The following is a 26359-nucleotide window of genomic DNA, read 5'->3' on the forward strand; positions in this document are numbered from 1 at the left end:
CCGGAGGCGGAGGGCGTCAGCCCTGGGGACGAGGGTGCAGCAGCGGCGCGGGGGAGCAGGTGGCCTGCGAGGCGACCCGCACGACATCGGCGTCGTCGCCCATGTGCGTCGCGATCGTCTCGGTGGCGCCGTTCGTCGCCGAGCGCCCGTCGGGGGACACCGTGACGAGCGTGCCGGTGACCGTCCGGTCGCCGCTTCGTCCGGTGACCTGGAAGCCGAGCAGGCGACCGCCGCGGCAGCCCACGCCGGTGCCGTTGCCGCGGAGGTCCTGCTGGTCGAACGCGTAGGGCTTGCCGTCCACCCCGACGGGATGCACGAACCGGCAGTGCGCGAACGCGAAGAGCTGCGCGCCGCGGTGATCGCTCGGCAGAGCGACCACCGCGCCGTTGCCGAGCCGTGCGATGGCCACGGTCCGCTCAGCCGGACCTGCGAACGAGTACGACGCCGACGCGGTCGCGCCGCTCGCGGTGCGGACGCCGAACTCGACGGCGCCGGCCACCACGACCGCCCACTCGACGTCGGGCCTGCCGTCGCCGTCGACGTCCGTGGTGGTCGCCGTGACCGCGCCGGCCGGGATGCGGGCGGCGGTCGGCGCGCAGCCGGCATGCGCATCGGGCGGCGTCGGCCCGATGCTCGCGCTCGACGCCGGCGTCGCCACGGCCACGGGTGAGACCGAGGGCGCCGGGGCGGGCACCACCGCCGCGCTGGTGGCCGTCGCCGACGGCGCAGGTGCGGCCGGTGTGCAGGCGCTCAGCACGAGCACCGGGATCAACGCGAGCAGGAGGCGGCGACGCACGGGCGAAGGGTAGAGCGTGCGCACCCTCCGAACCAGAGTCCTCCGGCCCGTTCCGTCCCTCGACCTGACATAAGAGCCCTTATCGGCATCGCTCCTCCGCCAGCTTCAGCGCAGCCGATAATGCACATTATGTCAGCGGGAGTGGCGGGACACCGACGCGCGGGATGACGCGGCGGAGTCGGCGCAGCGTCAGCGCTCGAGGAGGTCGAGCGCTGCGACCACGGCCCCGAGCAGGCCCGAGTGGCCGCCGAGCCCGGGCGCGACGAGGAAGTCGTCGGCGTCGAGGCTGTCGGCGTGGCCCGCGCCCGGGCCGCCGCTGACCTGCGGCAGGCGCCGACGGACCGCGTCGAGCAGGCCGGGCGACGACATGACGCCGCCGCCGAGCACGAACCGCTGCACGCCGACGGCGTACGACGTGGTGGCCGCGAGCTGCGCGAGGTAGAACGCGAGCACGTCGAGGCGCGCATCGCGCACGTCGTCCGAGAACGACGAGGCGTCGGCGCCCCAGCGGGCGAGCACCGCGGGTCCCGACGCGAGCCCCTCGAGGCAGTCGCCGTGGAAGGGGCAGACGCCCTCGAAGTCGTCGTCGGGGTGCTTGCGGACGAGGATGTGGCCGAGCTCGGGGTAGCCGTTGCCGTGCAGCAGCCTGCCGCCGACGACGAGCCCGACGCCGATCCCGGTGCCGATCGTCGCGTACGCGACGCGGTCCAGGCCCGCGCCGGCTCCCCACCGCTGCTCCCCCACGGCCGCGCTGCCGACGTCGGCGAGCATCACGGTCGGCACCCGCGCGGCGAGCGCGATGCCGCCGAGCAGGTCCGTGTGCGACCAGCCCTGCTTCGGCGTGCCGGTCACGTAGCCGTACCGCGCGGCGCCCGGCTCGACGTTGACCGGTCCGAACGACGCGACGCCGAGCGCGCGCACCTCGCCGCGCTGCTCCACGTCGGCGACGAACGCGTTGATGCGGCCGATCGTCTCCTCGGGCGTCGTCGTCGGGAAGCGGACCTCGTCGACGAGCTCACGTGGACGCGCCTCGTCCACCGCGCCGCAGACGACCTTCGTGCCACCCGTCTCGATGCCGACGATCACGCTGGCTCTCCCGTCCGCTCGATCCGTTCGCGCCCGAGCTCCACACGCATTGTGCCGCTCACGCCCCGAGCGCGTCGCGCACGGCCTCGAGCCCCGCGTGCACCTCGGCGAACGAGGTCGACAGGGGCGACAGCCCGACCCGCAGGCCGTCGGGGCGGCGGAAGTCGGGGATCACCCCGCGCTCCTGCAGCCGCGGGACGAGCGCCTCGAAGTCCGGGTGGTCGAGCGTGACGTGGCTCCCCCGCACCGCCGGGTCGCGGGGGCTGGCGAGCCGCACCCCGGCCGGCGCGAGCCGCGCATCGGCGTACTCGATCACGTACGCCGTGAGCGCCTGCGACTTCGCCCGCACCGCGTCCATGCCGACCGAGTCGAGCAGCGCGAGCATGCCGGCGATCGGCAGCATCCCGACGATCGGCGGGGTGCCCGACAGCCATCGGCGCATCCCCGCGGCCGGCTCGTACCGCTCCCCCATCACGAACGGCTCGGCCGAGCCCATCCAGCCCTGCACCGGCTGGCGCAGCTCGTCCTGCAGCCGCTCGGCGCAGTAGAGGAACGCGGGCGCGCCGGGCCCGCCGTTCAGGTACTTGTACGAGCAGCCGACCGCGAGGTCGACGTCGTCGGCGTCGAGCGCCAGCGGCACGGCGCCCGCGGCGTGGCTCAGGTCCCAGACGACGAGTGCGCCGGCGGCGTGGACCGCCGCGGTGATGCCGGGCACGTCGGCGAGGTGCGCCGAGCGGAACGCGACCGCGGAGAGCAGCACGAGCGCCACGTCCTCCCCCAGCGCCCCCTCGACGTCGGCGACGGTCACGCCGCCGTCCGCGGGCGGCTCGAGCAGCGTGATCGTCAGCCCGAGCTCGGCGGCGACGCCCTGCAGCAGGAACCGGTCGGTCGGGAAGTTCGCGGTGTCGGTGACGATGCGGCCGCGTCCCGGCCGCGCCGCGACCGCCGCGCGTGCCGCCTTGTAGAGCAGCACGGTCGTCGAGTCGCCGATCACCGTGCGGCCCTCCCCCGCGCCCAGCACGACCCGGCCGAGCTCGTCGCCGAGGCGCATCGGCTCGTCCATCCAGGAGCGCTCCCAGGACCGGATGAGACCGCTCCCCCACTCCCCCGCGACGAACTCCTGCAGCCGCGCAGCGGTGGCCCTGAGCGGCCGGCCGAGCGAGTTGCCGTCGAGGTAGGCGACGACGCCCGGCGCGTCGACGAACGCGTCGCGATGCGCGGCGAGCGGATCGACGGCGTCGAGGTCGAGGGCGCGGGCGGCGAGGTCGACGTCGACGCGGGAGGTCACCCTCCGATCCTGCCGCAGCCCGTCAGAAGGCGTACCGGATGCGGCACGACGGCAGCCGCTCGGCGACGAGCGCGGTGAAGGCCTCGAGGTGGCGCCGCTTCTCCCCCGCCCGGTACCGGACGTTGATCGCGCCGTTCTCGCTGCGCTTGTCCTCCTGCAGGTCAGGCCGCCAGAGCACCTCCTCGGCCTTCGGGTGCCAGCCGAGGTTCACCTCGTGGAGCGCCGCGTTGTGGGTGAGCAGGATCACCTCGGCCGCGAGCTGCGCCTTGGTCGCCGGCGACAGCGCGGCGTCGAGCTCGTCGAGCAGCACGGCCCAGTCGTCGAGCCACCCGTCGGTGACGATGACCGGCGAGAGGTTGAGGTGCACCTCGTAGCCCGCGGCGACGAAGTCGTCGATGGCGGCGATGCGCTGCGGGGTCGGGGACGTGCGGATGTCGACGAGGCGCCGCAGGCGCTCGGGCATGAGCGAGAAGCGGATGCGCGTGCGCCCCTGCGGATCCCAGTCGAGCAGGTCGCGGTTCACCCACTTCGTGGCGAACGAGGCCTTCGCGGTCGGCAGCGCGCGGAACAGGTCGACGAGGTCGCGCACGTTGTCGCTCACCATCGCGTCGACCGAGCAGTCGCTGTTCTCGCCGATGTCGTAGACCCACGCGGTCGGATCGCACTGGTTCGGCGCGGGCTTCTCGCCCTGCCGGCGCACGTGCCGGGCCAGGTAGCCCGAGATCTGCTCGATGTTCGCGAAGGCGGTGATCGGGTTGCTGTACCCCTTGCGCCGGGGCACGGAGCAGTACGCGCAGGCCATGGCGCAGCCGTTCGCGGTCGACGGGGCGATGAAGTCGGCGGATCGGCCGTTCGGCCGAGCGGCGAGCGACTTCTTCACCCCGAGCACGAGCGCCTCGGTCTTGATGCGCACCCACCGCCGCACGTTCGCCTCGTCGCCGTGCAGCTCGGGGATGCGCCAGTGGCTGTCGACCGGCACCAGCTCGGCGTCCGGCCAGCGCCCGAGGATCTGCTGCCCGCGGGGCAGCGACGCCGCGGCCTCCTCGACGTAGATGCGCCGCACGTCGAGCAGCGGAGCGGGAGCGGGCATCGGAGCAGGCTGCCAGCGGGGTCCGACAGCGCCGTCCGCCACCCCCTCGTCCTCGTAGAAGCCTGGGCATCCGCTGCCCGGAGCCCCCTCGGGCACGAATCCTTGCGGATCGAGCGATTGCCTAAGAGAGTTCCCTCACGCATCCGGAAGGACCCCGATGAACCCCACCCGTCGCACCGTGCTCGCCGGCGCCGGCGCCGTCTCGCTCTCCACGCTCCTCGCGAGCTGCGCGGGCTTCACCGGCCAGAGCAACCAGGGAAGCGGCAAGGGGGGCTCCGGCTCGAAGACGCTCTCCTTCACCACGTGGGGCAGCGACCAGGAGAAGACGGCCTACCAGCAGCTCATCAAGGAGTTCGAGGCGGCGAACAAGGGCGTCACCGTCAAGCTGTCGATCGTCCCCTACGAGCAGGCGTTCACGAACCTCGACGCCCAGCTGCAGGCGGGCAAGGCGCCCGACATCTTCCGCCTCGGCTACGGGCAGATCGGCGGCTACTCGGACAAGAACGTGCTGCTCGACCTCTCCCCCTACTTCAGCTCGTCGGAGGCCGACGCGTTCCAGCCGCAGTTCTGGCAGGCGGTGAAGTACCAGGGCAAGCCCTACGGGGTGCCGCAGCAGACCGACACCTCGGCGCTCGTCTACAACACGAAGATGCTGAAGGACGCGGGCATCACCTCGGTGCCCGACAGCCTCGAGAACGCCTGGAGCTTCGACGAGTTCACGCAGGTGCTCGAGAAGCTGCGCAAGAACATGGACGCGAAGCACTTCCCGTTCGCCGACAACTGGCAGCTCGCGGGCGCCTTCCGCTGGCTCACGTGGCTCTTCAGCACGGGCGGCCGCATCCTCAGCAGCGACCTGAAGTCGCCGGCGATCGTCTCGCCGCAGGGCACGAAGGCGCTCGACTACACCCGCGACTTCTTCGCGAAGCAGTACGTGCCGCAGAACAACTCGACGAAGTCGAACACCTACGCGGACACCACCTGGCTCGCCGGCACCACCGCGATGGTCTCGGCGGGCACCTTCCTGCTGCCCGGCTTCACCGGAGCGAAGTTCGAGTGGGGCGTCACCTACCTGCCGAAGGACGTGCGCGGCGCCGACGACCTCGGCGGCAACGCCCTCGTCGCCTCGGCGGCCTCGCCGAACAAGGACCTGGCGGCGAGGTTCCTGAAGTTCATGGTCAGCGAGAAGGCGATGAGCACCATGTGCGTGACCGCCTTCGAGCAGCCGACGCTCAAGTCGCTCGTCGGCAAGGACCTCGGCTGGAAGATCCAGTCGGGCGTCATGCCGGTCTACCTCGACCAGGCGACGACCATCACGCCCGACGACGTCGCGCAGATCTCGATCCCGCAGTTCACGAGCATCAACACGACGCTGACGAACGAGCTCGAGGCCGCGTTCCGCCAGGGCCAGAGCACCTCGAAGACGCTCTCGAACATCGCGGACGGGGTGACGAAGGCGCTGCGGTCGTGAGCGAGTCGGCCACCGCTCCCGCGGCCGCGGGGCTGCGGGCCGCCGAGCAGGCGCCGCGCCCGCGGCCGGGCACGCGACGTGCGCGGACGAGCGAGTGGCTCGCCGGCTACTCGTTCGCGGCCCCGAACCTCGTGCTGCTCGGGGTCTTCCTGTTCTGGCCCCTGCTCGCCGCGTTCGTGCTCAGCTTCCAGCGCTTCTCGGGCTTCGGCGATCCGACCTGGCTCGGCCTCGGCAACTACGCGTCGCTCCTCTCGGACGCCGCCTTCTGGCGGGCGCTGCTCAACACGATCGTGTTCACGACCCTCACCCTGCTCGGCAGCGTCGGCCTCGGCCTCGCCCTCGCGGTGCTGCTGAACACGTCGCTGCCCGGGCGGAGCGTGTTCCGGACGATCATCTACATCCCGATGGTCGTCTCGGGGGTCGCATCGGGCCTCATCGGCGTGCTCATGTTCGACGAGAACACCGGCGTCATCGACAAGGGGCTGAACTTCCTCGGGCTGCCGCCCGTCCCCTGGCAGAGCGACGGCGCCGCGGCGATGGCGGCGGTCATCCTCATGACCGTGTGGGGCCGCACCGGCTTCAACATGGTCATCTACCTCGCCGGCTTGCAGGGCATCTCGCCCGATCTCCACGAGTCGGCGCAGATCGAGGGCGCGAGCGCCTGGCAGCGCTTCCGGTCGATCACCTTCCCGCTGCTCGGGCCGTCGACGTTCTTCCTGCTGATCATGAACGTCATCTACTCGTTCCAGGTCTTCGACATCGTGTTCGTGCTGACGGGCGGCGGCCCCGGCAACGCGACCGAGATGCTCACGACCTACGCGTACCAGACCGCCTTCACGACGCGGGCCCAGGGGTACGCCGCCGCGATCGGCATGGTGCTGCTCGTGCTGATCCTCGCCTTCACGGGCGTGCAGTGGCGCACGAACCGCACGCGGGACCTCGCCGGATGAGCGCCTCCGCCGAGGCGCGGGCCCGCCGCCCCGCCCGCGTCGCCGCCGCCCGCACGGCCACCCGAGGCAGCCGCACCCGACGGCGCCGCCGTCTGCAGGTGATCCGCTTCCTGCTCGCGACGGTCGTCTGCATCGTGATGGTGTTCCCCATCTACTGGATGGCGGTCGTCGCCCTCTCGCCCCGGAACGAGCTGTTCACGGACCGCTTCCTGCTCTGGCCGAGCGCGCTCACCCTCGGCAACTTCGCCGACGTGTTCACCCGGTTCGACGTGCTCACCTGGCTGCAGAACTCGGTCGTCATCACGCTGTTCGTCACCGTGCTCAGCACCTTCGCGAACCTCCTCGCCGGCTACGCGTTCGCGAAGCTGCGGTTCCTCGGCAAGAACGCCCTGTTCTTCGCGGCGCTCTCGACGCTCGTGCTGCCGGTGCAGGTGACGATGGTCGCCCAGTTCCGCCTCATCACCCAGCTCGGGCTCTACGGCACCTACTGGGCGGTGATCCTGCCGTCCGCCGCCACGGCGACAGGCATCTTCCTCGCGCGGCAGTTCATCCTCGGCATCCCCGACGAGCTCGTCGAGGCCGCGAAGCTCGACGGCGCCGGCCAGTTCCGCATCTTCCGGTCGATCGTGCTGCCGCTCTGCCGACCGCTCATCGCCGTGCTCGTCGTGCTCACCGCGATGGCGACGTGGAACGACTTCGCGTGGCCCCTCATCGCGCTCAAGCAGAACTACCTCTTCACGCTGCCGATCGGACTGCTCTTCCTGCAGGGGCAGAACACCCCGCAGTTCGAGGACGTCATGGCACTGTCGCTCGTCGCGGTGATCCCGATGATCGTGCTGTTCCTCGTCTTCCAGCGCTACTTCGTGCAGGGGGTCGCCCGCTCCGGCATCCGCTGACCTCCGTTCCTCCGCAGCCCGAGGATCCCCCGAAAGGTACCTGGGCCCCGGGTGGATCCCGGCTGCGCGACTGGCAGCATGGCTCCGTACCCACTGGGGGAAGGAGCACGCATGAAGGGCAGACTCGCTTTCGTCGCCGGACTGGCCACGGGTTACGTCGTCGGATCCCGCGCCGGCCGGCAGGCCTACGAATCGCTGCGCCAGCGCGTCCAGGACGCGGCCGCGAACCCGCAGGTGCGGAACGTGCTCGGCAAGGCCAAGGACCTGGCCGAGCAGAAGGCCCCGCAGGTCTCGGGCGCCGTGGAGGGCGTCGCGAGCACGGTCGCGCACGTCGCCGGCGCGAGCACGTCGCAGGGCTCCTCGAGCACGTCGAGCACGTCGACCGAGGACGACTCCTCGTCCGCGTCCGACTCGTCCTCGACCGACTCGGGCTCGGGTTCGGGCCGCGGCTCCCGCTCCCGCAGCAAGGGCAGCGGCAGCGCCGCGGCGAGCACCGGCGCGGCCGCCTCGGTCGCGACCGGCACCCCGACGCCGGAGAGCGCGCAGGAGGCCGCCGAGGTGTTCGAGCAGCAGGGGCTGCTCTCCGAGCAGTCGGAGCAGTCCGAGCAGCTCGAGACCGTGCAGGGCGCGCAGGACGCGGCCGCCGAGGGCACCGACGAGTCGACCTCGCCGACCGCCACCGCCTGAGATGACCGACACGAAGCAGCCGCGCACCGAGGGCGGGGCGCGCACCCTGGTGGGCGCCTCCGCCGTCTCGGCGGGCGTCGTCGCCCTCGTCGCGTCGACGGTCGGGCTCGCCCGCCGCACCGGCGCGATCCCCGAGACGCCCGAGCAGCGGCGCCGCGAGACCGCGCACCGACGGCACGACGAGCGGCTGCGCGAAGCGAAGGGAAAGGCGCCGTCGAGGACGGCGAGGATGACCATGTCACCACGGAACGCTCCCCCGCCCGACGACCCGAGCAAGCCCGAGGGTCCGGAGGACATGCACAAGCCGTCGCTGATGTACTCGCTGAAGCGCACGCTCTCCGAGTTCGGCTCCGACCAGTGCACCGACATCGCGGCCGCACTCGTCTACTACGCGGTGCTCGCGCTCGGACCGGCGATCGTCGCGATCGTGTCGATCCTCGGCCTGCTCTCCCCGAGCACGATCTCGAGCCTGTCGAACCAGATCCTGAAGCCGGCGCTCGCCGGCTCGCCGAGCACCTACACGCTGATCGACGGCCTGCTCACGAACGCGAGCAAGGCCCCCGGCGCCGGCATCGGCCTCGTCGTCGGCATCGTCGGCGCCATCTGGTCCGCATCGGGCTACGTGGGGGCGTTCGGGCGGGCGATGAACCGCATCTACGGCATCCCCGAGGGCCGCCCCGTCTGGAAGCTGCGGCCCACGCAGCTCGCGGTCACGCTCGCGGTCCTCGTGCTCGTCGTGCTCGGTGCGCTGATCCTCGTCTCGACCGGGCCGGTCGTCGAGCACATCGCCGGGCGCATCGGCATCGGCGGCCCGGCCTTCCTCGTGTTCTCGATCGTCAAGTGGCCGGTGCTCGTGCTCATCGCCGTCGCCTGCGTCGCGATCCTCTACTACTTCTCGCCGAACATCCGGCAGCCGAAGTTCAAGTGGACGAGCATGGGCTCGGTCATCGCCCTGCTCGTCTGGGCGCTCGCGACCGTCGCGTTCGGGTTGTACCTGTCCTTCTCGGGTGGCGGCAGCTACGCGAAGTCGTACGGGCCCATCGCCGGCGTCGTGATCTTCCTGCTCTGGCTCTGGATCACGAACCTCGCGCTGCTCTTCGGCGCCGAGTTCGACGCCGAGATCGAGCGCGGGCGGGAGCTGCAGGCGGGCATGCCGGCCGCGCAGCAGATCCAGCTGCCGATGCGCGACGAGCGCGGTGCCGACAAGAAGGCCGCCAAGCAGAAGAAGCTCGTCGACCAGGCGCGGCGGCTGCAGAAGACGGACGGCCGCGAGGACTAGTTCATACTCGCTCGGGAATGTGCCGCGTCCGCGGTCTCACCGCGAGCGGTATGGGGTGAGTCGCGGGCTCGCCGCGGTGGTGCGCAGCAGCGATCAGCGCTGCAGCTGCATCGCCGGGGCGAGCATCGCGGGGCTCGGCCGCGCCGCCTCGTTCCTGTCGCGGCGCTCCGCCGCGCCACGCACGAGCGGGCCCACGAGCAGCGCGAGCGCCAGCGACGCCACGCACCAGGCGGTGACACCGGCCAGGACCCAGACGAGCGTGAAGAGCATGTCCGAATCGTGACATCCGGGCGGGGCTCGATCCGGTAACGGGGTCGGCGCGCCGCTCGGTCCACGCGGACGGTCCGGGGCGCTCCCGCCCACGGCGGTCCGGCCGTGCGACCGGGAGGCGACCGGTTCAGACCTCCGGACGGCCCGTCGAGAGCAGGGTCTGCACCGCGTCGACGGCGGTGGCGGCATCGCTCCCCCGCGCGGTGATGCGCACCTCCGCGCCCTGCCGCAGCCCCAGCCCGAGGATCGCGAGCAGGCTCCGGGCGTCGACGCCGTTCACCCGCACCGCGGCGTCGAAGGTGGCGGCGAGCCGCACGAGCTCGGCGGCGGGGCGGGCGTGGAGGCCGTCGGGATCGGCGAGCTCGGCGACGGCCTCCGCGCTGTCGTCGGGCGCCCCGCTCCCCGGACCCGCGAGGTTCGGCTCCTCCGGATCCGTGCCGCGGGCGGCGGCACGAGCGACCGCATCGACATCGGCCCCGGCCTGCGCCGCCACCGCGGCCGCGACGCCGCCCTCGACGAGCGGCCCGTCGACCACGCGCAGCGCGACGACGGGCGGATCGATGAGGTCGGCGACCGCCTCGGCGGTCATGATCGCCGAGCCGAGGTCGCCGAGCACGACGACGCCGTCGCCCGAGTCGACCTGGCGGACCGCCGCCTCGATGCGCTCGTAGCTCGTGCCGATGCGGCCCTCCTCGGTGCCACCGGCGGCGGCGAGGGCGGCGTCCGGCGCCATCTGGCGGGCGAGCTCGACGAGCCCGTCGGCGATCGCGGCGCTGTGCGACACGAAGACGAGCCCGACGCCCACGTCAGCGGCTCCCGGCGGCCTCGGCCGCGGCGGCGAGCAGCAGCGCGCTCGAAGCGGCTCCCGGATCGCGATGCCCGACGGCGCGTTCGCCGAGGTAGCTCGCGCGTCCCTTGCGGGCCACGAGCGGCTCGGTGGCAGCGGCGCCCTCCCCCGCGGCGCGGGCCGCCTCCCGCAGCACCTCCGCGGGCTCGGCGCCGCCGGCCGCCGCCGCCGCCGCCGCGTCGACCGCCGGCGACCACGCGTCGACCATCGTCTTGTCGCCCGGCTCGGCCCGGCCCCGGAGCACGATCCCGTCGCGCGCGGCGGCGAGCAGCGCCGCGACCGCGGGACCGTCGAGCGTGTCCGCATCGCCGGCCGCCTCGGCCGCCTTGAGGAACGCGGTGCCGTACAGCGGACCCGCGGCGCCGCCGACAGTCGAGATCAGCGTGGTCGCGACGAGCCGGAGGACGGCGCCGGGGGTGCCCGCTGCCCCGTCCTGCACCTTCGCGAGCGCGGCGGTGAAGCCGCGGTCGAGGTTCTCCCCGTGGTCGCCGTCGCCGATGTCGCGGTCGAGCGCGCCGAGCTCGGCGCGGTGCTCGGCCACCGACGCCGCCGCGAGGCGCACCCAGTCGCGCGCCCAGTCCGCCGTCAGACCCGCCATGGCCCGGCTCCTCTCAACGGCCCCAGCGGAGCGCCGCGGTCTCGACCGGGGCGTCCCACAGGGCCTTCCTCTCGTCCGTCAGGCGCAGGAGGGTGATCGAGCACCCCTGCATGTCGAGGCTCGTCGCATAGCTGCCCACGAGGGTCCGCGCGACGTGGATGCTGCGGTCCGACAACCACTGGTTCGCCGCGTCGAGGACGACCGACAGCTCGAGCAGCGGCGTGCCGCCCATGCCGTTCACGAGCAGGAGCACGTCGTCGAGCGACGTGAAGGGCAGGTCGTCGACGATCGGCTGCAGCAGGCGCGCGACGATGCCGTCGACGGGCTCCCACGGGATCCGCTCGCGCCCGGGCTCGCCGTGGATGCCGATGCCGATCTCGATCTCGTCGTCGGCGAGATCGAAGCTCGGCAGCCCGGAGTGCGGCACGACGGGAGCCGCGAGCGCGACGCCCATCGAGCGCACGTCGGCGACGATTCCCCGTGCGATCGCGGCGACGGTCTCGAGGTCGTCCCCACGCTCGGCGGCCGCGCCGGCGATCTTCTCGACGAGCACCGTGCCGGCCACGCCGCGGCGCCCGGCGGTGTGCGTCGAGTCCTGCACGGCGACGTCGTCGTCGACGAGCACCGTCTCGACGTCGATGCCCTCGGCCCGGGCGAGGTCGGCGGCGACCTCGAAGTTCAGCACGTCGCCGGTGTAGTTCTTCACGATGTGCAGCACCCCGGCGCCGCCGGACACCGAGCGCGTCGCCTCGAGGATCGGATCGGGCGTCGGCGAGGTGAAGACCGGTCCCGGCACGGCGGCGTCGAGCATGCCGAAGCCGACGAAGCCGGTGTGCAGCGGCTCGTGGCCGCTGCCGCCTCCGGAGACGAGCCCGACCTTCCCGCGCACCGGCGCATCGGCCCGCACGACGAGCTCGGGGCCCGCCTCGACGCGCAGGAGGCCCGGGTGGGTGGCCGCGAGGCCGTCGAGCCCGTCCCGCACGAGCGTCCGGGGATCACGCAGCAGCTTCTTCATCGTCGACGCCTCCTTCCCCGTCCGCACCCTAGCGAGCCAGGCGGAGCGAGCGCAGCGGGGCGGAACGGGGAGGCGGCCCCTCAGCGCTGCGGGTGCACCACGCTCTTCAAGGTGCCGGGGCGCCGGGTCGAGGCGAGCGCGTCCTCGACCTCCGCGAGCCCGAAGTGGCCCGTGACCATGCGGTCGAGGTCGACCGCGCCGGACTCGACGAGGCCGATCGCCGTCGGCCAGGTGTTCACGTAGCGGAAGATCCCGGTGACGACGAGCTCGCGGTTCTGGATCACGGCGACCGGCAGCGGCATCTCGGGCGCCCCCATGCCGACGAGCACGACGCTGCCCGCGGGACGCACGGCGCGGACGCCCGCCGCGACCGCCGGCGCCGCGCCCGACGCGTCGACGAAGGCGTCGACGGCGAGGTCGTCCGTGACCTCCCCGGGGGCGAGGGCACGGGTGGCGCCGAAGGTGAGCGCCTGCTCGCGCCGGGCCTCGTCGACGTCGGAGACGAGCACCTCAGCGGCGCCGTAGGCGCGGGCCACCTGCGCGACCGCGACGCCGATGGGGCCGGCACCCGCGATGAGCAGGCGCGACCCGACCGTGATGCCCGCCTTCCGGATGGTCGCCACCGCCACGGAGAGCGGCTCGAGCAGCGCGGCGGCCTCGTCGCTCATCGAGTCCGGCACGGCCCAGGCGAAGTGCGACTGGATCGCGGCGTACTCGGCGAACGCGCCGTCGGTGCCGGGGACGGCGTAGAAGCGCATGGCCGGATCGAGGTTGTAGTGCCCCGCGAGCGTCTCCGCGGAGAGCGGCTCCGGCCGCTGCGGCTCGATCGAGACGCGCTCGCCGATGCGCTCCCCCGGCACGTCGCGGCCGACGGCGACGATCACGCCGCCCGACTCGTGCCCGAGCACGAGCGGCTCCGTGACGGTCCACTCGCCGAGCGCGCCCTCGTGCCAGAAGTGCACGTCGGACCCGCAGACCCCGACCGCGGTGATCCTGACGAGCACCTGGTCGGGCTCGAGCGCCGGCACGGGCCGCTCCTCGAGCTCCAGATGCTGCGCGCCGTGCAGCACGCTCGCCCGCATGGTCGTCGGAACCCCGTCGGTCATCCCTCGTCCTCCTCCTCGATCTGCGGCTCGCCGCCCGGCTGGCCCGCCACGACGACCTCGACGCCCGAACGGCGCAGCCGGTCCACGGTGGGCTCCGGGGTCGCCTCGTCGACGACGACGACGTCGAACTCGGTGAGCGGCACGAGCGCGTGGAGCGCCCGCCGCTCGAACTTCGTGTGGTCGGCGAGCAGGATGCGCTTGCCCGCCGCCTCGAGCATCGCCCGCTTCACGTCGACGGTCTCGAGCGCCTGGTGGAACACGACGTCGTCGGTGATGGCGGCCGTCGACATGACGAGGACGTCGGCGCGGAGCGATGCGATCATGCGGGTCGTCATCGACCCCATGAAGGCGCTGCACCAGTTGTAGTAGGTCCCACCGAGCCCGAGCAGGGTCACCCCGCGGGCGACGCGCAGCTCGTTCAGCAGCGGCAGGGCGTTCGTGATGACGGTGAGCGGCGCCTTCGCCGACAGGTGCCGCGCCATGTGCTGGACGGTCGTCGAATCGTCGAGCAGCACCGCCTGCCCCGGCTCGAGGTGCTCCATCGCCGCGGCGGCGAGCGCCTCCTTCTCCCGCCGCTGCCGGGCGGCGCGGTAGACGTCGCTCGACTCGACGAGCAGCGACGAGGTGGCGGTGGCGATGCCGCGGCTCTTGCGCAGCAGCCCGCGCGCCTCGAGCTCGTCGAGGTCGCGGTGCACGGTCATGACGCTGATGTCGAAGCGGTCGGCGAGCTGCTCGATGCGGATCGTGCCGGCCGCCATCACCGCCTCGGTGATCGCGCGCTGCCGCGCCTGCTGCCGACCCTGCCGCGTCTCGGCGGCGGGCCCCTGGCCCTGCTCCTCCCCCGCGCCCTCGAGGTCCGTCGCGCTCATCGCAGCGCCATCGCCTCGTCGAGCACGGCGGCGACCGCCTCGGGGTCGTGCGCGAAGCGGCCGAGGAACAGGCCGTCCACCGCCCCGTCGAGCCGGCCGAGCAGGCCGGGGCCCGCGCTGCCGCCGTAGATCACGGACGTCGGCGGCAGGTGCGGCCGGGTCGCGAGGAACGCGCGGATGCCGCTCGTCACCTCCGCGACGTGCTCGGGCGCGGCCGACGAGTCGGCCCCGATGGCCCACTCGGGCTCGTAGGCGATGAGGAGCCCGGCGCCCTCGGGCGCGTCCGGCAGCCCGTCGAGCGCCGCGGCGAGCTGGGCGGTCACGTCCGCGATCGCGCCGGTCGCGTGCTGCCGGGTCCGCTCCCCCGCGCAGAGCACGGGGACGAGGTCGTTGCGGAGCGCAGCGGCGAGCTTGCGGCGGATCGTGTCGTCGGTCTCGCCGAAGAACCGCCGCCGCTCGGCGTGCCCGATCTCGACGAGCTCGCACCCGACGGCGCGGAGGTCGGCGCCGCTGACGGCGCCCGTGTAGGCGCCGCGGTCCTCCCAGAAGAGGTCCTGCGCGCCGACGCGCACCGGCGTGCCCGCAGTCGCCTCGAGCACGCCGGCGAGGGCGGGCAGCGAGGGCAGGACGAAGACCCCCGCCGTGCCGCTCGCGGTCGCCTCGTGGTCGCGGACGATCTCGCCGATGCGCCGCGCCCAGGCGACGCTGCGCGCCGGGTCGAGGTACAGCTTCAGGCTGACCCCGATCAGGGGCCGGGGCAGCCCCGGCCCGGTGCGATCGGTCACGGGCGGCTCAGGCGTCCGAGCGCTGCTCGTACTCGGTGAGCACGGCGACCTTCTCGGCCGAGGCGCTCCCCTCGTCGAACTCGTACTGCAGCCACTCGCGGGCGAGCCGCCGGGCGAGCTCGAGCCCGATGACGCGCTGCCCCATGGTGAGCACCTGAGCGTTGTTGCTGAGCACGCTGCGCTCGACCGAGTAGCTGTCGTGGGCCGTGACCGCACGGATGCCCGGCACCTTGTTCGCCGAGATCGCGACACCGAGCCCGGTGCCGCACACGAGCAGGGCACGGTCGGCATCGCCGGCGGCGACCCTCTCGGCGGCCGCGATCGCGATCGAGGGGTAGGGGGTGTGGCTCTGCGCGTCCACGCCCACGTCGGCCACGAGCTCGACGTCGGGGTTGCCCTCGAAGTCCTTCTTGATGGCCTCCTTGTAGTCGAACCCGGCGTCGTCCGAGCCGACCACCACGCGCCACTTCCTCGTCATTCGTCTCCTCCTTCGGCAAGGACCGCCGTCACAGCGGTCAGGGTTTGAGCCAGCGACACGGCGCCCGGGTCGGGAGTGCCGCGGCTCTTCTCCACATGCGGACGGGCGCGTCCGAGCCGCGGCAGCAGGTCCGCGGTCGCCTCCGCGGCTGCGGTCGCGTCGGCGGCGGCGGCCCGCCACGCGACGGCGAGCGCCTCGCCGTTCCCGACGTGCGCGGCGAGCGAGTCGGTGAAGGGCACGAGCGCGTCGACGAGGGTCTTGTCGCCGACCTCGGCCTTGCCGAACCGGGTCACGGCGTCGCGCGCCGCGGCGACCGCCTCGGCCACCCGCTCGGCGCTCGGCGCCGCGTCGTCGCCGAGGCTCGTGCCGAGGGCGCGGAGGGCCGCCCCCCAGAGGGCGCCCGAGGTGCCGCCGGCCTTGTCGGCCCACGCGTCGCCCGCGAGCGCGAGGGTGGTGCCCGCGCCGGCGCCACGGTCGGCCGCGTCCCGGGCGGCCGCGTCCGCGGCGGTCGCGCCGCGCTGCATGCCGATGCCGTGGTCGCCGTCGCCGGCGACCGCGTCGAGGCGCCCGAGGGCGTCCGCCTCGCGGTCGATGGTCTCGCGGATCGCGGTGATCGCCCGCACGACCCGGCCGACCGCGCGCCTCGAGTCGTCGGAGGCGGGCGGGATCTCCTCCGCCGCGGCCTCCTCGGCCGCCGCCTCCTCGTCGACCTGCTCGCCCGCGGCGAGGTCGAGGCCGCCGGCACCCTTGCGGTAGGCCGGGGTGTAGGCGGGCGAGCGCCACGCCTGCTCGAGCTCCTCGTCGAGCCAGGTGAGGGTGAGCGACGCGCCCGCCATCTCGAAGCTCGTCGCGTACTCGCCGACCTCGGGTTCGACGATCGTGAGGCCCGCTCCCTCGAGCAGGTCGGCGATCGTCGTGTAGGCGACGAAGAGCTCCTCGGTCTTCACCGACCCGAGGCCGTTCAGGATCACGGCGACGCGGTCGGCGCCGTCGGGGCGCTCGGCGAGCAGCCGGTCGACGAAGAGGTGCGCGAGCTCCTCGGCGGTGGGCAGGTCGACCTCGTCGATGCCGGGCTCCCCGTGGATGCCCATGCCCACCGCCATGCGGCCCGCCGGCACGGTGAAGAGCGGCTCCTCGGCGCCGGGCAGCGTGCAGCCGGAGAAGGCGACGCCGAGCGAGACGGTGCGGTCGTTGGCCCGCGCGGCGAGCGCCTCGACCTCCTCGAGAGAGCGGCCCTGCTCGGCGGCCCAGGCGGCGACGCGGAACACGACGAGATCCCCGGCGATGCCGCGGCGCTTCTCGCGCTCGTCCTCCCCCGCGCTGAACACGTCGTCGGTGACGCGCACCGTGCGGCACGGGATGCCCTCGGCGTTCAGCCGCTCCTGCGCCTGGTCGAAGTTCAGCACGTCGCCCGCGTAGTTGCCGTACGACAGCAGCACGCCGGCGGGTGTCGCGACGGCCTTCGCGACCGAGTAGACCTGATGCGCCGACGGCGAGGCGAACACGTTGCCCATCGCGGCGCCGTGCGCGAGGCCCGGCCCGACGAGGCCGGCGAACGCCGGGTAGTGCCCGGAGCCGCCGCCGATGACGACGGCCACCTGGGTCTCGGGCGTGCGGGTGCGTCGGGCCACGCCACCCTCGACGCGGCGCACGAGGTCGCCGTTCGCCCGGACGAAGCCGGCCGTCAGCTCGTCGGTGAAGCGTGTCGGGTCGTTGCGCAGGTAGCTCACGTGTGGTCCGTCCTCCTCGAGCGGTGGAGCGGGGGCGGCGGTGCCGCCCCCGCGTCCTGCTACTGGCTGATGGTGAAGGGTCCCGTCATCTTGCTCACGTTGTCCTTCGTGATCAGGATGCAGTTGAACGCCTGCTTCTCCTGGTTCGCTCCGGTCTTGCCGGTGCGGATGAAGCTGTCGGCCTCGTCGACGGCCTTCTTCGCGAAGGTCGCGACCGGCTGCAGCACGGTGTACTGCAGGGTGCCGGCCTTGATCGCGTCGACCGCGTCGGGCGAGCCGTCGAAGCCGCCGACCTTCACGTTCTTGATCTTCCCGGCCTCCTTGAGCGCCGCGATCGCGCCGAGCGCCATCTCGTCGTTGCCGGCGATGACCGCGTCGATCTTCGGGTGCGCCTGGAGGATCGACTGCATCTTGTCGTGGCCCTGGGTGCGGTCCCAGTTCGCGACCTGCTGCGCGACCTTCTTGTAGCCCGGGTACTGCGAGATCACGGTCTTGTAGCCGTTCGAGCGGGTGGCCGCGTTGTTGTCGGCCGGGTTGCCGTACAGCTCGACGTAGTCGGCCTTCTGCCCGACGGCCTTCACGAACTGCTGCGCGCCGATCGCGGCACCCTGGGCGTTGTTCGACACGAGCTGCGCCTTCGCGATGCCGGTCTGGTTGATCTCGGCGTTCACGAGGATCACCGGGATGCCCGCCGCGTTCGCCTTCTTCACGTTGCCGATCGAGCCGCTCGCGTTCGCGGGGTCGAGGATCAGCGCCACGGCGTGGCTCGAGATCGCGGTGTCGACCTGCTGGCTCTCCGCGTTCACGTCGCCCTTGCTCGCCGTGACCTTCGCCGTGTAGCCGAGCTTCTTCGCCTCGTCCGAGGCCACGTTGCCCTCGGTGAGCCAGTACGGGTTGGCCGGGTCGTTCACGATGATCGAGATCAGGCCGCCCTTCTTGCCGGAGCCGCCGGACGAGCTCGAGCTCGAGCTGCTCTTGCTGGAGCCGCCGGACGAGCCGGAGCCGCCGGATGCGCACCCGGCGAGCGCGACGGTGAGACCGATGCCGAGCGCGAGAGCCGCGCCTGCTTTGCGGGACATGCTGTGTTCCTTCTTCTCGGTGAGGTGGCAGCCCCGGCGCTAGCCGGCGGCCTTCTCGAGCACGGTGCGGTCGGCGCCTGCCGTCGCGGTGCTCGGAGCGGTGGCGGAGGGCGGGCTGCCCGCGCCGTTCTGGGCGGCACGGCGCCGGCCGCGGTACTGCACGGCGTTCAGCAGCACCGCGAGCACGATGACGGTGCCCGTGAAGACGGTCTGCCAGTACGCGGAGACGCCGACGATGACGAGGCCGTCGGACAGGAAGCCGATGACGAACGCGCCGAGCAGCGTGCCGCGGATGTTGCCGCGGCCGCCGGTGAGGGCGGCACCGCCGATGACGACCGCCGCGATGGCGGTCAGCTCGTAGGACGTGCCCGCCGTCGGGCTCGCCGAGGTCAGCTCGGAGGCGAGGATCACGCCCGCGATCGCGGCGCAGACGCCGGAGGCGACGTAGACCCGCACCTTGACGCGCCGCACCGGCACGCCGGACAGCTCCGCGGCGCGCTCGTTGCCGCCCGAGGCGTACACCCAGCGACCGAAGACGGTGCGGTTCAGCACGAGGCTGACGAGCACGGCGACGACGATCATGACGAGCACGCCGATCGGCACGTTGAGGATGCGGTTGAACCCGAGCCAGTCGAAGCCGGTGTTGCCGAGCGCCGGGTCGCCGTCGAGGCTGCTGAACGTGAGGCCGTTCGTCATGAGCTCGGCGAGCCCGCGCACCGCGTAGAGGGTGCCCAGCGTGGCGACGAACGGGGCGACCTTCAGCCGGGCGACGAGGATGCCGTTCACGAGCCCGACGAGCGCGCCGACGGCGAGGGCGATCACCACGACGACCCAGACGGCCGGGTAGAGGGTGACCCCGCCGAGCTTCACGCCCTGCATGAGGAAGCCGGCCACCATGCCGGAGAGCCCGAGCGTCGAGCCGACCGACAGGTCGATGCCGCCGTTCAGGATGACGAGCAACATCCCGATCGAGAGGATGGCGTACACGGACACGTGCGACGCCATCACGAGGATGTTGCCGACCGTCGGGTACGACTGCGGCGCCAGGATCGTGAACACCACGAAGATGACGATGAGCGCGAGGAACGCGCGTCCCTCGAGCAGGATCTTGCCGAGGTCGAACCGGCTCGTCGCCGGGGCCTGGCCCTTCGGGGCCGCGGGGACCGTGGTCATGCTGTCTTCCTCTGGTCGATTCAGACCACGACCGCTTCTCCCGAAGCGGCCATGATCTCTTCCTTGGCCGCCTGCGGCCCGAACTCGGCGGAGATGCGTCCGCGGCGCAGCACGACGATGCGGTGGGCGATGCTCAGGCACTCGCCGACCTCGGACGTGGAGTAGACGACGGCGAGGCCCTCGCGGGCGCGATCCGCGAGGAGGCGGAAGACCTCGGCCTTCGCGCCGACGTCGATGCCGCGGCTCGGCTCGTCGAGCAGGATCACCTTGGGCCCGGTCGAGACGATCTTGCCGATCACGACCTTCTGCTGGTTCCCGCCCGACAGCGAGCCGATCGGGGCCGCTCCCCCGGACGTCTTCACCCGCACGTCGCGGATGCCGGCCTCGACGAGCGAGCGCTCCGCGTCGCGGGACAGGAACAGGCCCTTCACGAAGCGGCCGACGCTCGACAGCGACAGGTTCTGGCCGACGGTCATGGTCTGCACGAGACCGTCGCGCTGCCGGTCCTCGGGCACGAGGCCGAGGCCGGCGGCGAGCCGCTGCGCGATGCTCATCCGGCTGACGTCGCGGCCCTGCAGCACCACCCGGCCGCCCGTGACCGGGACCCGCCCCGCGACCGCCTCGAGCAGCTCGGTGCGCCCGGCTCCCATGAGGCCGTAGAGGCAGACGATCTCGCCGGCGCGCACGTCGAGCGAGAGGTGGTCGACGACGGAGCGGTCGGGGTTCTCGACGTCGGCGACGCTCACGTCGTCGATCGCGAGGGCGACCGGGCCGAACTCGTAGCCGGCGGGCGGCTCGCCGAGGTCGAAGTTGTCGCCGACCATGCGGCGGACGATCCACTCGAGGTCGATGTCCTTCGCGAGCGCGTTCGCCGTGATCGACCCGTCGCGGAGGACGACCGCGAAGTCGGTGATCTGCAGCGCCTCCTCGAGGTGGTGGGAGATGTAGACGATCGAGACGCCCTTGCGCTTCAGGTCCGCGATGACCCGGAACAGCACCTCGACCTCGGTGGCCGACAGCGCGCTCGTCGGCTCGTCCATGATGAGGATCCGCGCGTCGATCGAGAGGGCGCGGGCGATCTCGACGACCTGCTGCTGGCCGAGCCGGAGGTCCGAGACGAGCGCCGCGGGGTCGATGTCCTCGCCGAGCTCCTTCAGGATCTCGGCCGACTGCCGCCCCTCCTCCTTGTAGTCGACGCCCGTCGGCGTCCGGAGCTCGCGCCCCATGAAGATGTTGTCGCGCACGGACAGGTTCGGAGCGAGGCTCAGCTCCTGGTGGATGATCGAGATGCCGCGCTCGCGGGCGTCGACGGTGCTGCCGAACTGCACCTCGGCGCCGTCGAGCAGGATCCGCCCGGAGGTGGGCTGCTCGACGCCGGACAGGATCTTCATCAGGGTCGACTTGCCCGCGCCGTTCTCGCCGAAGAGCGTGGTGACCCGACCCCGGTGGATGTCGAAGTTCACGCCCTTCAGCGCCCGCGTGCCGCCGTACGTCTTGACGACGTCGCGGGCTGAGAGGACGACCTCGTCGGCCCCGGGTGCCGACGCGACGGTCTCGTCGCTCACGACTTCACCGAGATCGTCGCGGGCGTGACGTTCCAGTTCTTCGGGTTGATGAGCTGGAACACCCCGGCGATCGTGATCGTCTTCCCGGTGAGGTCGGGCGCGCCCGCCTTCTTCAGCTCGGCCTTCAGCCGGTCGTTCAGCGCGGACGCGGCGTCCTGGTACTGGATCTGGTTCTCGAACTGCCCGAGCTGGATCTTGCCCGTGGCGTCGCGGAGGTCGGTGCCGTTGATCGCCGGCCCGAGCTGCACGTGCACGACCGTGTCCTTCGGCAGCCCCGCGACCGTCACGACCGGCAGGCCGGTCGCGTCGGCCTTGCCGACGGTGCCGGTGAGCTTCACCGGGACCTCGGGGCCGGCGCCGGAGTCGTTCGCGACGCCGTACTTCGTGCCGGCCGCTGTCGGGTCCTTCGCGAGCGCCGCGGCGAGCGTGGACGCGTCGACCGCGTGCTGCTCGATGAACCGCTGCTGCACCGGGAACGTCTTCTTGCCGTAGGCCGCCGCGCTGAAGGCGGGCGCTCCGCCGCTGCCGACGACCTGACCCTTGCCGACGACCTTCGTGCTGAGCGCCATGAGCGCGAGCACCACGACGATCACCGCGGCGATGACGATCCGCCTGACGAGCGGGCCGCGCGACGGGCGCTCCCCGGTGGCGACGGCCGTCACAGCAGCACCCGCGACTCGGTGTCGTTCGGGCGGATCTGCAGCTTGCGGCCGGTGCCCTTGCGGAACATCTCGAGCGCCTCGGCGTAGTCGTCGAGGACGAACGAGTGGCTGATCATCGGCGTCGGCCGGATGGCCCCGGCCTCGAACATCTCGACGGCCCGGCCGAACGAGTTGAGCACCGCCATCGTGCCGACGATCGAGATCTCGTCGCGGTAGACCCGGAACGGCGAGTAGTTCGCCGTGCGGTCGGCGGGCGCCACGCCGAAGTCCTGGAAGAAGCCGGCGGGCTTCACGCGCGTGAGGCCGTCCTCGATCGCCCGGATGTTGCCGGTGCAGTCGATGACGACGTCCCACTTCTCCCGTCCGGCGTCGTCGGCGCTCGTGAAGCGGTGCTCGACGCCGACCTCGGCCGCGGTCTGCAGCCGATCCTCGTTGAGGTCCACGACGGTGACGCTCGCGGCGCCCGCGCGCGGGGCGAGCTGCGCCATGAGCAGGCCCATCGTGCCGGCGCCGTAGACGAGCACGTGGTCGCCGAGGCGGCGGGGCAGCACGTCCCAGCCGCGGATCGCGCAGGCGAGGGGCTCGATGAGCGCGGCCTCGAAGAGGTCGGTCTCGGGCTTCAGCTTGTAGACGTTGCTCGCCGGGGCGACGAAGCGCTCCTGCGACGCCCCGTCGGAGGCGACGACGCCGAGGCCGTTCCAGAACCGGCAGAGGTTCTGGTGACCGTTCAGGCAGAACTCGCACTCGCCGCAGGTGGTGCTCGGGTTGATCGCGACGTGGTCGCCGACGTGGAAGTCGAAGACGCCGTCGTTGACCCCCTCGCCGAGGGCGATGATCGTGCCGGTCGCCTCGTGGCCCGGCACGAGCGGGAACACCGTGCCCTCGAACTCGCCGTCGAAGACGTGCGTGTCCGTGCCGCAGATACCGACCGCGGCGGTCTCGATGAGGATCTCCTTGTAGCCGGGCTCGGGATCCGGCCGCTCCGTCAGCGAGAGCTTCCCCTCGGACTCGAACACCACTGCACGCACCGCGAACGCTCCTTCGCATCCCTCCGACGCGCCGCTCACGTGAGGAGAAGCGCCGTCGGTCCCGTCCCGGTCCCGCCGGTGCCGGCGGTCCCCCGGCGGTCCCCCGCCGTGTGATCTTCGTGTGATCTTCTCACACGAGTCGTGTGAGAAGGACCATAAGCGCGGCGCGCCGGGTTGTCAACGCGGCCCTTCGGTAGCGTGGCGGCGTCGCCGGCCGACGAGGGTGCGGACGGCGCGTCCCGTGAAGGAGTCCGCCGTGGCCGACCACGTCCTCGCGCTCGATCAGGGCACCACCTCGACCCGCGCGATCCTCTTCGACCGCTCCGGCTCGATCGTCTCGGTCGGCCAGCTCGAGCACCGGCAGCTGCTCCCCCGCGCCGGCTGGGTCGAGCACGACCCCGACGAGATCTGGCGCAACACGCGCGAGGTGATCGGGCAGGCGCTGTCGCGCGCGAACGTGACGCGGCACGACATCGCGGCCGTGGGTATCACGAACCAGCGCGAGACCACGGTCGTGTGGGAGCGCAGCAGCGGGCGTCCGATCGCGAACGCCGTCGTGTGGCAGGACACCCGCACCCAGCCGCTCGTCGACGCCCTCGCGAAGGACGGCGGCGAGGAGCGCTTCCGGACCCGGACGGGCCTGCCCCTCTCGACCTACTTCGCGGGCACGAAGATCCGGTGGATCCTCGACTCCGTCGACGGGGCGCGGCGGCGGGCCGAGGCGGGCGAGCTGCTCTTCGGCACGACCGACACCTGGCTGCTCTGGAACCTGACCGGCGGTCCGGACGGGGGCGTGCACGCCACCGACGTGACGAACGCCTCCCGCACGCTCCTCATGGACCTCGAGACGCTCGCCTGGGACGACGAGCTGCTCGATCTGGTCGGCGTGCCGCGGGCGATGCTGCCCGAGATCCGCAGCTCCTCCGAGGTGTACGGCTCGGCCGAGCCCTCGAGCCTGCTGCGGGGCACGCCCATCGCCGGCATCCTCGGCGACCAGCAGGCGGCCACCTTCGGGCAGCTCTGCTTCGAGCCCGGCCAGGCGAAGAACACCTACGGCACCGGCAACTTCCTGCTGCTGCCGACCGGCACGGACATCGTCCGGAGCAGCCACGGCCTCCTCACGACCGTGGCCCACCGGCTCGGGGACGCACCGGCCGCCTACGCGCTCGAGGGCTCGATCGCGGTGACCGGGTCGCTCGTGCAGTGGCTCCGCGACAACCTCGGCCTGATCGGCAGCGCGGCCGAGGTGGAGGCCCTCGCGGGGGACGTCCGGGACAACGGCGGCGCCTACTTCGTCCCGGCGTTCTCCGGCCTGTTCGCGCCCTACTGGCGGCCGGACGCCCGCGGGGCCCTCGTCGGCCTCACCCGGTTCGTCGACAAGCGGCACCTCGCGCGCGCCGTGCTCGAGGCGACGGCGTTCCAGACCCGCGACGTCGTCGAGGCTGCGAACGCGGACACGGGGCAGCCGCTGACCGAGCTGAAGGTCGACGGCGGCATGATCGCCAACGAGCTGCTCATGGGCTTCCAGGCCGACCTGCTCGGCGTCCCGGTGATCCGGCCGAAGGTCGCGGAGACGACGGCGCTCGGCGCCGCCTACGCCGCCGGGCTCGCCGTCGGCTTCTGGGACCTCGACGCGCTGCAGGAGCAGTGGGCGGAGGACCGGCGCTGGACCCCGTCGATGCCGGAGGACGAGCGCGAGCGGCAGTACCGCAACTGGGGGAAGGCGGTGCGCCGCAGCCTCGACTGGGTCGACGAGGACGTGCGCTGAGCGGCGCGCCGCTCGGGCGACCGGGTCAGACGCTCCGCGACGCGTCGACCCAGGCTGCGAGGCGCGCCTTCGCCGCTCCCGAGTCGACCGTCTCGGCCGCGGTGCGGTAGCGCTCGCGGAGCCGGCGCACCATCGGACGCTCCGCCTGCCCCGGGTCCTGCAGCAGGTCCCAGGCGACGAGCGCCGCCGCGGCGTTCAGCAGCACGAAGTCGCGCACCGGTCCCCCGTCGCCGTCGAGCACGCGGCGGAGCGCGGCGGCGTTGTCGTCCGGGGATCCCCCGACGAGGTCCTCGATGCGCGCGGTGGGCAGGCCGAGGTCGCCCGGGTGCACGTCGTGCTCGGTGACGGCGCCCGCCGACACCTCCCAGATGTGGCTGTGCCCGGTGGTCGAGAGCTCGTCGAGCCCGTCGTCGCCCCGCACGACGAGCGCCGTCGCCCCTCGGGTCTGCAGCACGCCGGTGACGAGCGGCACGACCCTGGGGCTCGCGACGCCGAGCAGGTTCGCGTCGGGCCGCGCGGGGTTGCAGAGCGGGCCGAGGAAGTTGAACACCGTCGGCACGCCGAGCGCGGCGCGGGCCTCGGCCGCGTGCCGGAAGCCGGGGTGGAACGCCGACGCGAACACGAAGGTGAGGCCGACCCGCTCGAAGACGGCGGCGACCTGCCGGGCGTCGAGGTCCATCCGCAGGCCGAGCGCGGAGAGCACGTCGCTCGCGCCGGAGGCGGAGCTCGCGGCGCGGTTGCCGTGCTTCACGACGGGGATCCCGGCCGCGGCGACGATGATCGCCGCCGTCGTCGAGACGTTCACGGTGCGGAAGCCGTCACCGCCCGTGCCGACGATGTCGACGGCGTCCGTCGGCACCTCGAGCGGCACCGCGCGGGCGAGCACCGCGTCGCGGAACCCGACGATCTCGTCGACCGTCTCGCCCTTCGCGCGGAGCGCCACGAGGAAGCCGGCGAGCGTCGCCGGCGACGCCTCGCCCGCCATGACGCGCTCCATCGCCCAGGTCGCCTCGGCGACGCGCAGATCACGTCCGTCGAGCAGCGCGGCGAGCAGTCTCGCCCATTCGGCGGCGTCGGGCATGGGGCGATCCTATCGACGCGCCCGGCGCCCCCGTTCCGGCTCGGGACGCGCCCCCGCGCACTGCCGACTCCCCGGGTCGATCGGCCCTCGCTGGGGGCCCACGTCCCCCCGGACCGCCATAATGATCATGTGAGTTCCGCGTCGATGCTTCAGACCACGTCGGCCCCGGCGGTGAACCGGCCGAACAGCGTCGCCGTCGGCACCATCGTGTGGCTCGGCAGCGAGGTGATGTTCTTCGCCGGCCTCTTCGCCATCTACTTCACGCTGAAGACCTCGCTGCCCGCCGTGTGGGCGTCGAGCGTCGAGCACCTGAACGTGCCGTACGCGCTCACGAACACGATCGTCCTGGTGCTCAGCTCCTTCACCTGCCAGTTCGGGGTGTTCGCCGCCGAGCGGCTGCAGCCGCAGTCCACCGGCTGGAAGCCGTCCGAGTGGGGCATGGTCCGCTGGTTCTTCGTCACGTACGCGATGGGCGCGGTCTTCGTCACCGGTCAGGTGTTCGAGTACGCCAACCTCGTCTCCGAGGGCATCGCCATCAACAGCAGCGCCTACGGCTCCGCCTTCTACCTGACGACCGGCTTCCACGCCCTCCACGTCACGGGCGGCCTGATCGCCTTCCTGCTGACGATCGGCCGCGCGTTCGCGGTGCGGACGTTCGGTCACCGCGAGGCCACGACGGCGATCGTCGTGTCCTACTACTGGCACTTCGTCGACGTCGTGTGGATCGCCCTGTTCGTCGTCATCTACGTGCTGAAGTAAGGGAGT

26 protein-coding genes are annotated in these 26359 nt (G+C 72.6%); 7 read left to right on the plus strand and 19 right to left on the minus strand.

All coding sequences use genetic code 11. From position 1 onward, the window contains the following. Window positions 1-16 precede the first annotated feature (16 nt). The 4 genes from QDR37_RS11935 to QDR37_RS11950 form a co-directional block, all read right to left on the minus strand. Window positions 17-796 (minus strand): hypothetical protein, encoded by a 780-nt coding sequence (locus tag QDR37_RS11935; RefSeq protein WP_279713995.1) that lies wholly within the window; start codon window positions 794-796, stop codon window positions 17-19. Window positions 797-985: 189 nt separating this feature from the next. After that, complete coding sequence (locus tag QDR37_RS11940) at window positions 986-1882, minus strand: ROK family protein (RefSeq protein WP_279713996.1); 897 nt, start codon at window positions 1880-1882, stop codon at window positions 986-988. Window positions 1883-1940: 58 nt separating this feature from the next. Further along, window positions 1941-3170: an aminotransferase class V-fold PLP-dependent enzyme gene (locus QDR37_RS11945; RefSeq protein ID WP_279713997.1), complete on the minus strand. Its 1230-nt coding sequence runs from the start codon at window positions 3168-3170 to the stop codon at window positions 1941-1943. Between the two features lie 22 nt (window positions 3171-3192). Continuing rightward, on the minus strand, window positions 3193-4260 hold the full coding sequence (locus QDR37_RS11950) for a spore photoproduct lyase family protein (RefSeq protein ID WP_279713998.1): 1068 nt from the start codon (window positions 4258-4260) through the stop codon (window positions 3193-3195). A 157-nt stretch (window positions 4261-4417) separates the two neighbouring features. Here QDR37_RS11950 and QDR37_RS11955 point away from each other — a divergent pair, with 157 nt between their 5' ends. The 5 genes from QDR37_RS11955 (at window position 4418) to QDR37_RS11975 (ending at window position 9540) form a co-directional block, all read left to right on the plus strand. Further along, window positions 4418-5728, plus strand: a complete 1311-nt coding sequence (locus tag QDR37_RS11955) for a sugar ABC transporter substrate-binding protein (protein WP_279713999.1) — start codon at window positions 4418-4420, stop codon at window positions 5726-5728. Further along, entirely contained in the window at window positions 5725-6678 is a 954-nt protein-coding gene (locus QDR37_RS11960) for a sugar ABC transporter permease (RefSeq protein ID WP_279714000.1), read from the plus strand. Before QDR37_RS11955 ends, QDR37_RS11960 begins: the two co-directional genes overlap by 4 nt. Beyond that, window positions 6675-7574, plus strand: a complete 900-nt coding sequence (locus tag QDR37_RS11965; protein ID WP_279714001.1) for a carbohydrate ABC transporter permease — start codon at window positions 6675-6677, stop codon at window positions 7572-7574. The genes QDR37_RS11960 and QDR37_RS11965 overlap by 4 nt, the downstream gene beginning before the upstream one ends. 111 nt (window positions 7575-7685) lie before the next feature. Next, window positions 7686-8261 (plus strand): hypothetical protein, encoded by a 576-nt coding sequence (locus QDR37_RS11970; protein ID WP_279714002.1) that lies wholly within the window; start codon window positions 7686-7688, stop codon window positions 8259-8261. A 1-nt stretch (window position 8262) separates the two neighbouring features. Further along, window positions 8263-9540 (plus strand): YihY/virulence factor BrkB family protein, encoded by a 1278-nt coding sequence (locus QDR37_RS11975; RefSeq protein ID WP_347882108.1) that lies wholly within the window; start codon window positions 8263-8265, stop codon window positions 9538-9540. A 93-nt stretch (window positions 9541-9633) separates the two neighbouring features. On the opposite strand, the gene QDR37_RS11980 is transcribed toward QDR37_RS11975, so the two are convergent. From QDR37_RS11980 to QDR37_RS12045, 14 genes are all read right to left on the minus strand, one after another. Continuing rightward, window positions 9634-9810 carry a hypothetical protein gene (locus tag QDR37_RS11980; protein WP_279714003.1) on the minus strand — a complete coding sequence of 59 codons (177 nt, stop codon included), beginning with the start codon at window positions 9808-9810 and terminating at the stop codon, window positions 9634-9636. Between the two features lie 127 nt (window positions 9811-9937). Continuing rightward, window positions 9938-10615, minus strand: a complete 678-nt coding sequence (gene dhaM / locus QDR37_RS11985; RefSeq protein WP_279714004.1) for a dihydroxyacetone kinase phosphoryl donor subunit DhaM — start codon at window positions 10613-10615, stop codon at window positions 9938-9940. Window position 10616: 1 nt separating this feature from the next. Beyond that, window positions 10617-11255, minus strand: a complete 639-nt coding sequence (gene dhaL / locus QDR37_RS11990; protein ID WP_279714005.1) for a dihydroxyacetone kinase subunit DhaL — start codon at window positions 11253-11255, stop codon at window positions 10617-10619. A 13-nt stretch (window positions 11256-11268) separates the two neighbouring features. After that, on the minus strand, window positions 11269-12270 hold the full coding sequence (gene dhaK / locus QDR37_RS11995; RefSeq protein ID WP_279714006.1) for a dihydroxyacetone kinase subunit DhaK: 1002 nt from the start codon (window positions 12268-12270) through the stop codon (window positions 11269-11271). Between the two features lie 80 nt (window positions 12271-12350). Next, window positions 12351-13376, minus strand: coding sequence for an NAD(P)-dependent alcohol dehydrogenase (locus QDR37_RS12000; RefSeq protein WP_279714007.1), 1026 nt, complete (start codon window positions 13374-13376; stop codon window positions 12351-12353). After that, entirely contained in the window at window positions 13373-14245 is an 873-nt protein-coding gene (locus QDR37_RS12005; RefSeq protein WP_279714008.1) for a DeoR/GlpR family DNA-binding transcription regulator, read from the minus strand. Before QDR37_RS12005 ends, QDR37_RS12000 begins: the two co-directional genes overlap by 4 nt. Further along, complete coding sequence (locus QDR37_RS12010; RefSeq protein WP_279714009.1) at window positions 14242-15030, minus strand: triose-phosphate isomerase; 789 nt, start codon at window positions 15028-15030, stop codon at window positions 14242-14244. The genes QDR37_RS12005 and QDR37_RS12010 overlap by 4 nt, the downstream gene beginning before the upstream one ends. Before the next feature lie 7 nt (window positions 15031-15037). Beyond that, window positions 15038-15508 (minus strand): ribose-5-phosphate isomerase, encoded by a 471-nt coding sequence (locus QDR37_RS12015; protein WP_279714010.1) that lies wholly within the window; start codon window positions 15506-15508, stop codon window positions 15038-15040. Continuing rightward, on the minus strand, window positions 15505-17238 hold the full coding sequence (locus QDR37_RS12020) for a dihydroxyacetone kinase family protein (protein ID WP_279714011.1): 1734 nt from the start codon (window positions 17236-17238) through the stop codon (window positions 15505-15507). The genes QDR37_RS12015 and QDR37_RS12020 overlap by 4 nt, the downstream gene beginning before the upstream one ends. Before the next feature lie 59 nt (window positions 17239-17297). After that, window positions 17298-18317, minus strand: coding sequence for a D-ribose ABC transporter substrate-binding protein (locus QDR37_RS12025; RefSeq protein ID WP_279714012.1), 1020 nt, complete (start codon window positions 18315-18317; stop codon window positions 17298-17300). A 39-nt stretch (window positions 18318-18356) separates the two neighbouring features. Continuing rightward, window positions 18357-19490 (minus strand): ABC transporter permease, encoded by a 1134-nt coding sequence (locus tag QDR37_RS12030; protein WP_279714013.1) that lies wholly within the window; start codon window positions 19488-19490, stop codon window positions 18357-18359. A gap of 20 nt (window positions 19491-19510) precedes the next feature. Continuing rightward, window positions 19511-21055 (minus strand): sugar ABC transporter ATP-binding protein, encoded by a 1545-nt coding sequence (locus QDR37_RS12035; protein WP_279714014.1) that lies wholly within the window; start codon window positions 21053-21055, stop codon window positions 19511-19513. Then, window positions 21052-21717 carry a DUF2291 domain-containing protein gene (locus tag QDR37_RS12040; RefSeq protein ID WP_279714015.1) on the minus strand — a complete coding sequence of 222 codons (666 nt, stop codon included), beginning with the start codon at window positions 21715-21717 and terminating at the stop codon, window positions 21052-21054. Before QDR37_RS12040 ends, QDR37_RS12035 begins: the two co-directional genes overlap by 4 nt. Continuing rightward, entirely contained in the window at window positions 21714-22745 is a 1032-nt protein-coding gene (locus tag QDR37_RS12045) for a zinc-dependent alcohol dehydrogenase family protein (RefSeq protein WP_279714017.1), read from the minus strand. The genes QDR37_RS12040 and QDR37_RS12045 overlap by 4 nt, the downstream gene beginning before the upstream one ends. A 256-nt stretch (window positions 22746-23001) precedes the next feature. Here QDR37_RS12045 and glpK point away from each other — a divergent pair, with 256 nt between their 5' ends. Then, window positions 23002-24513, plus strand: coding sequence for a glycerol kinase GlpK (glpK, locus tag QDR37_RS12050; RefSeq protein ID WP_279714018.1), 1512 nt, complete (start codon window positions 23002-23004; stop codon window positions 24511-24513). A gap of 25 nt (window positions 24514-24538) precedes the next feature. Here glpK and trpD read toward each other — a convergent pair whose 3' ends face one another. Then, the gene (trpD, locus tag QDR37_RS12055; protein ID WP_279714019.1) at window positions 24539-25594 is read right to left on the minus strand and encodes an anthranilate phosphoribosyltransferase; all 1056 of its coding nucleotides are present in this window, start codon (window positions 25592-25594) and stop codon (window positions 24539-24541) included. Between the two features lie 144 nt (window positions 25595-25738). Between trpD and QDR37_RS12060 the strand changes: the two genes are divergently transcribed. Next, window positions 25739-26353, plus strand: coding sequence for a heme-copper oxidase subunit III (locus tag QDR37_RS12060; RefSeq protein WP_279714862.1), 615 nt, complete (start codon window positions 25739-25741; stop codon window positions 26351-26353). Window positions 26354-26359: the final 6 nt, after the last annotated feature.

The organism is Amnibacterium sp. CER49, from assembly GCF_029846255.1.
Classification (GTDB): domain Bacteria; phylum Actinomycetota; class Actinomycetes; order Actinomycetales; family Microbacteriaceae; genus Amnibacterium.

Excerpts from the sequence above, each read along its gene's own strand:
- QDR37_RS11950 (WP_279713998.1), bottom strand. The coding sequence starts at position 4,260 with ATGCCCGCTCCCGCTCCGCTGCTCGACGTGCGGCGCATCTACGTCGAG.
- QDR37_RS11955 (WP_279713999.1), top strand. The coding sequence starts at position 4,418 with ATGAACCCCACCCGTCGCACCGTGCTCGCCGGCGCCGGCGCCGTCTCG.
- QDR37_RS11965 (WP_279714001.1), top strand. The coding sequence starts at position 6,675 with ATGAGCGCCTCCGCCGAGGCGCGGGCCCGCCGCCCCGCCCGCGTCGCC.
- QDR37_RS11970 (WP_279714002.1), top strand. The coding sequence starts at position 7,686 with ATGAAGGGCAGACTCGCTTTCGTCGCCGGACTGGCCACGGGTTACGTC.
- QDR37_RS11975 (WP_347882108.1), top strand. The coding sequence starts at position 8,263 with ATGACCGACACGAAGCAGCCGCGCACCGAGGGCGGGGCGCGCACCCTG.
- QDR37_RS11980 (WP_279714003.1), bottom strand. The coding sequence starts at position 9,810 with ATGCTCTTCACGCTCGTCTGGGTCCTGGCCGGTGTCACCGCCTGGTGC.
- dhaL (WP_279714005.1), bottom strand. The coding sequence starts at position 11,255 with ATGGCGGGTCTGACGGCGGACTGGGCGCGCGACTGGGTGCGCCTCGCG.
- dhaK (WP_279714006.1), bottom strand. The coding sequence starts at position 12,270 with ATGAAGAAGCTGCTGCGTGATCCCCGGACGCTCGTGCGGGACGGGCTC.
- QDR37_RS12000 (WP_279714007.1), bottom strand. The coding sequence starts at position 13,376 with ATGACCGACGGGGTTCCGACGACCATGCGGGCGAGCGTGCTGCACGGC.
- QDR37_RS12005 (WP_279714008.1), bottom strand. The coding sequence starts at position 14,245 with ATGAGCGCGACGGACCTCGAGGGCGCGGGGGAGGAGCAGGGCCAGGGG.
- QDR37_RS12015 (WP_279714010.1), bottom strand. The coding sequence starts at position 15,508 with ATGACGAGGAAGTGGCGCGTGGTGGTCGGCTCGGACGACGCCGGGTTC.
- QDR37_RS12025 (WP_279714012.1), bottom strand. The coding sequence starts at position 18,317 with ATGTCCCGCAAAGCAGGCGCGGCTCTCGCGCTCGGCATCGGTCTCACC.
- QDR37_RS12030 (WP_279714013.1), bottom strand. The coding sequence starts at position 19,490 with ATGACCACGGTCCCCGCGGCCCCGAAGGGCCAGGCCCCGGCGACGAGC.
- trpD (WP_279714019.1), bottom strand. The coding sequence starts at position 25,594 with ATGCCCGACGCCGCCGAATGGGCGAGACTGCTCGCCGCGCTGCTCGAC.
- QDR37_RS12060 (WP_279714862.1), top strand. The coding sequence starts at position 25,739 with ATGCTTCAGACCACGTCGGCCCCGGCGGTGAACCGGCCGAACAGCGTC.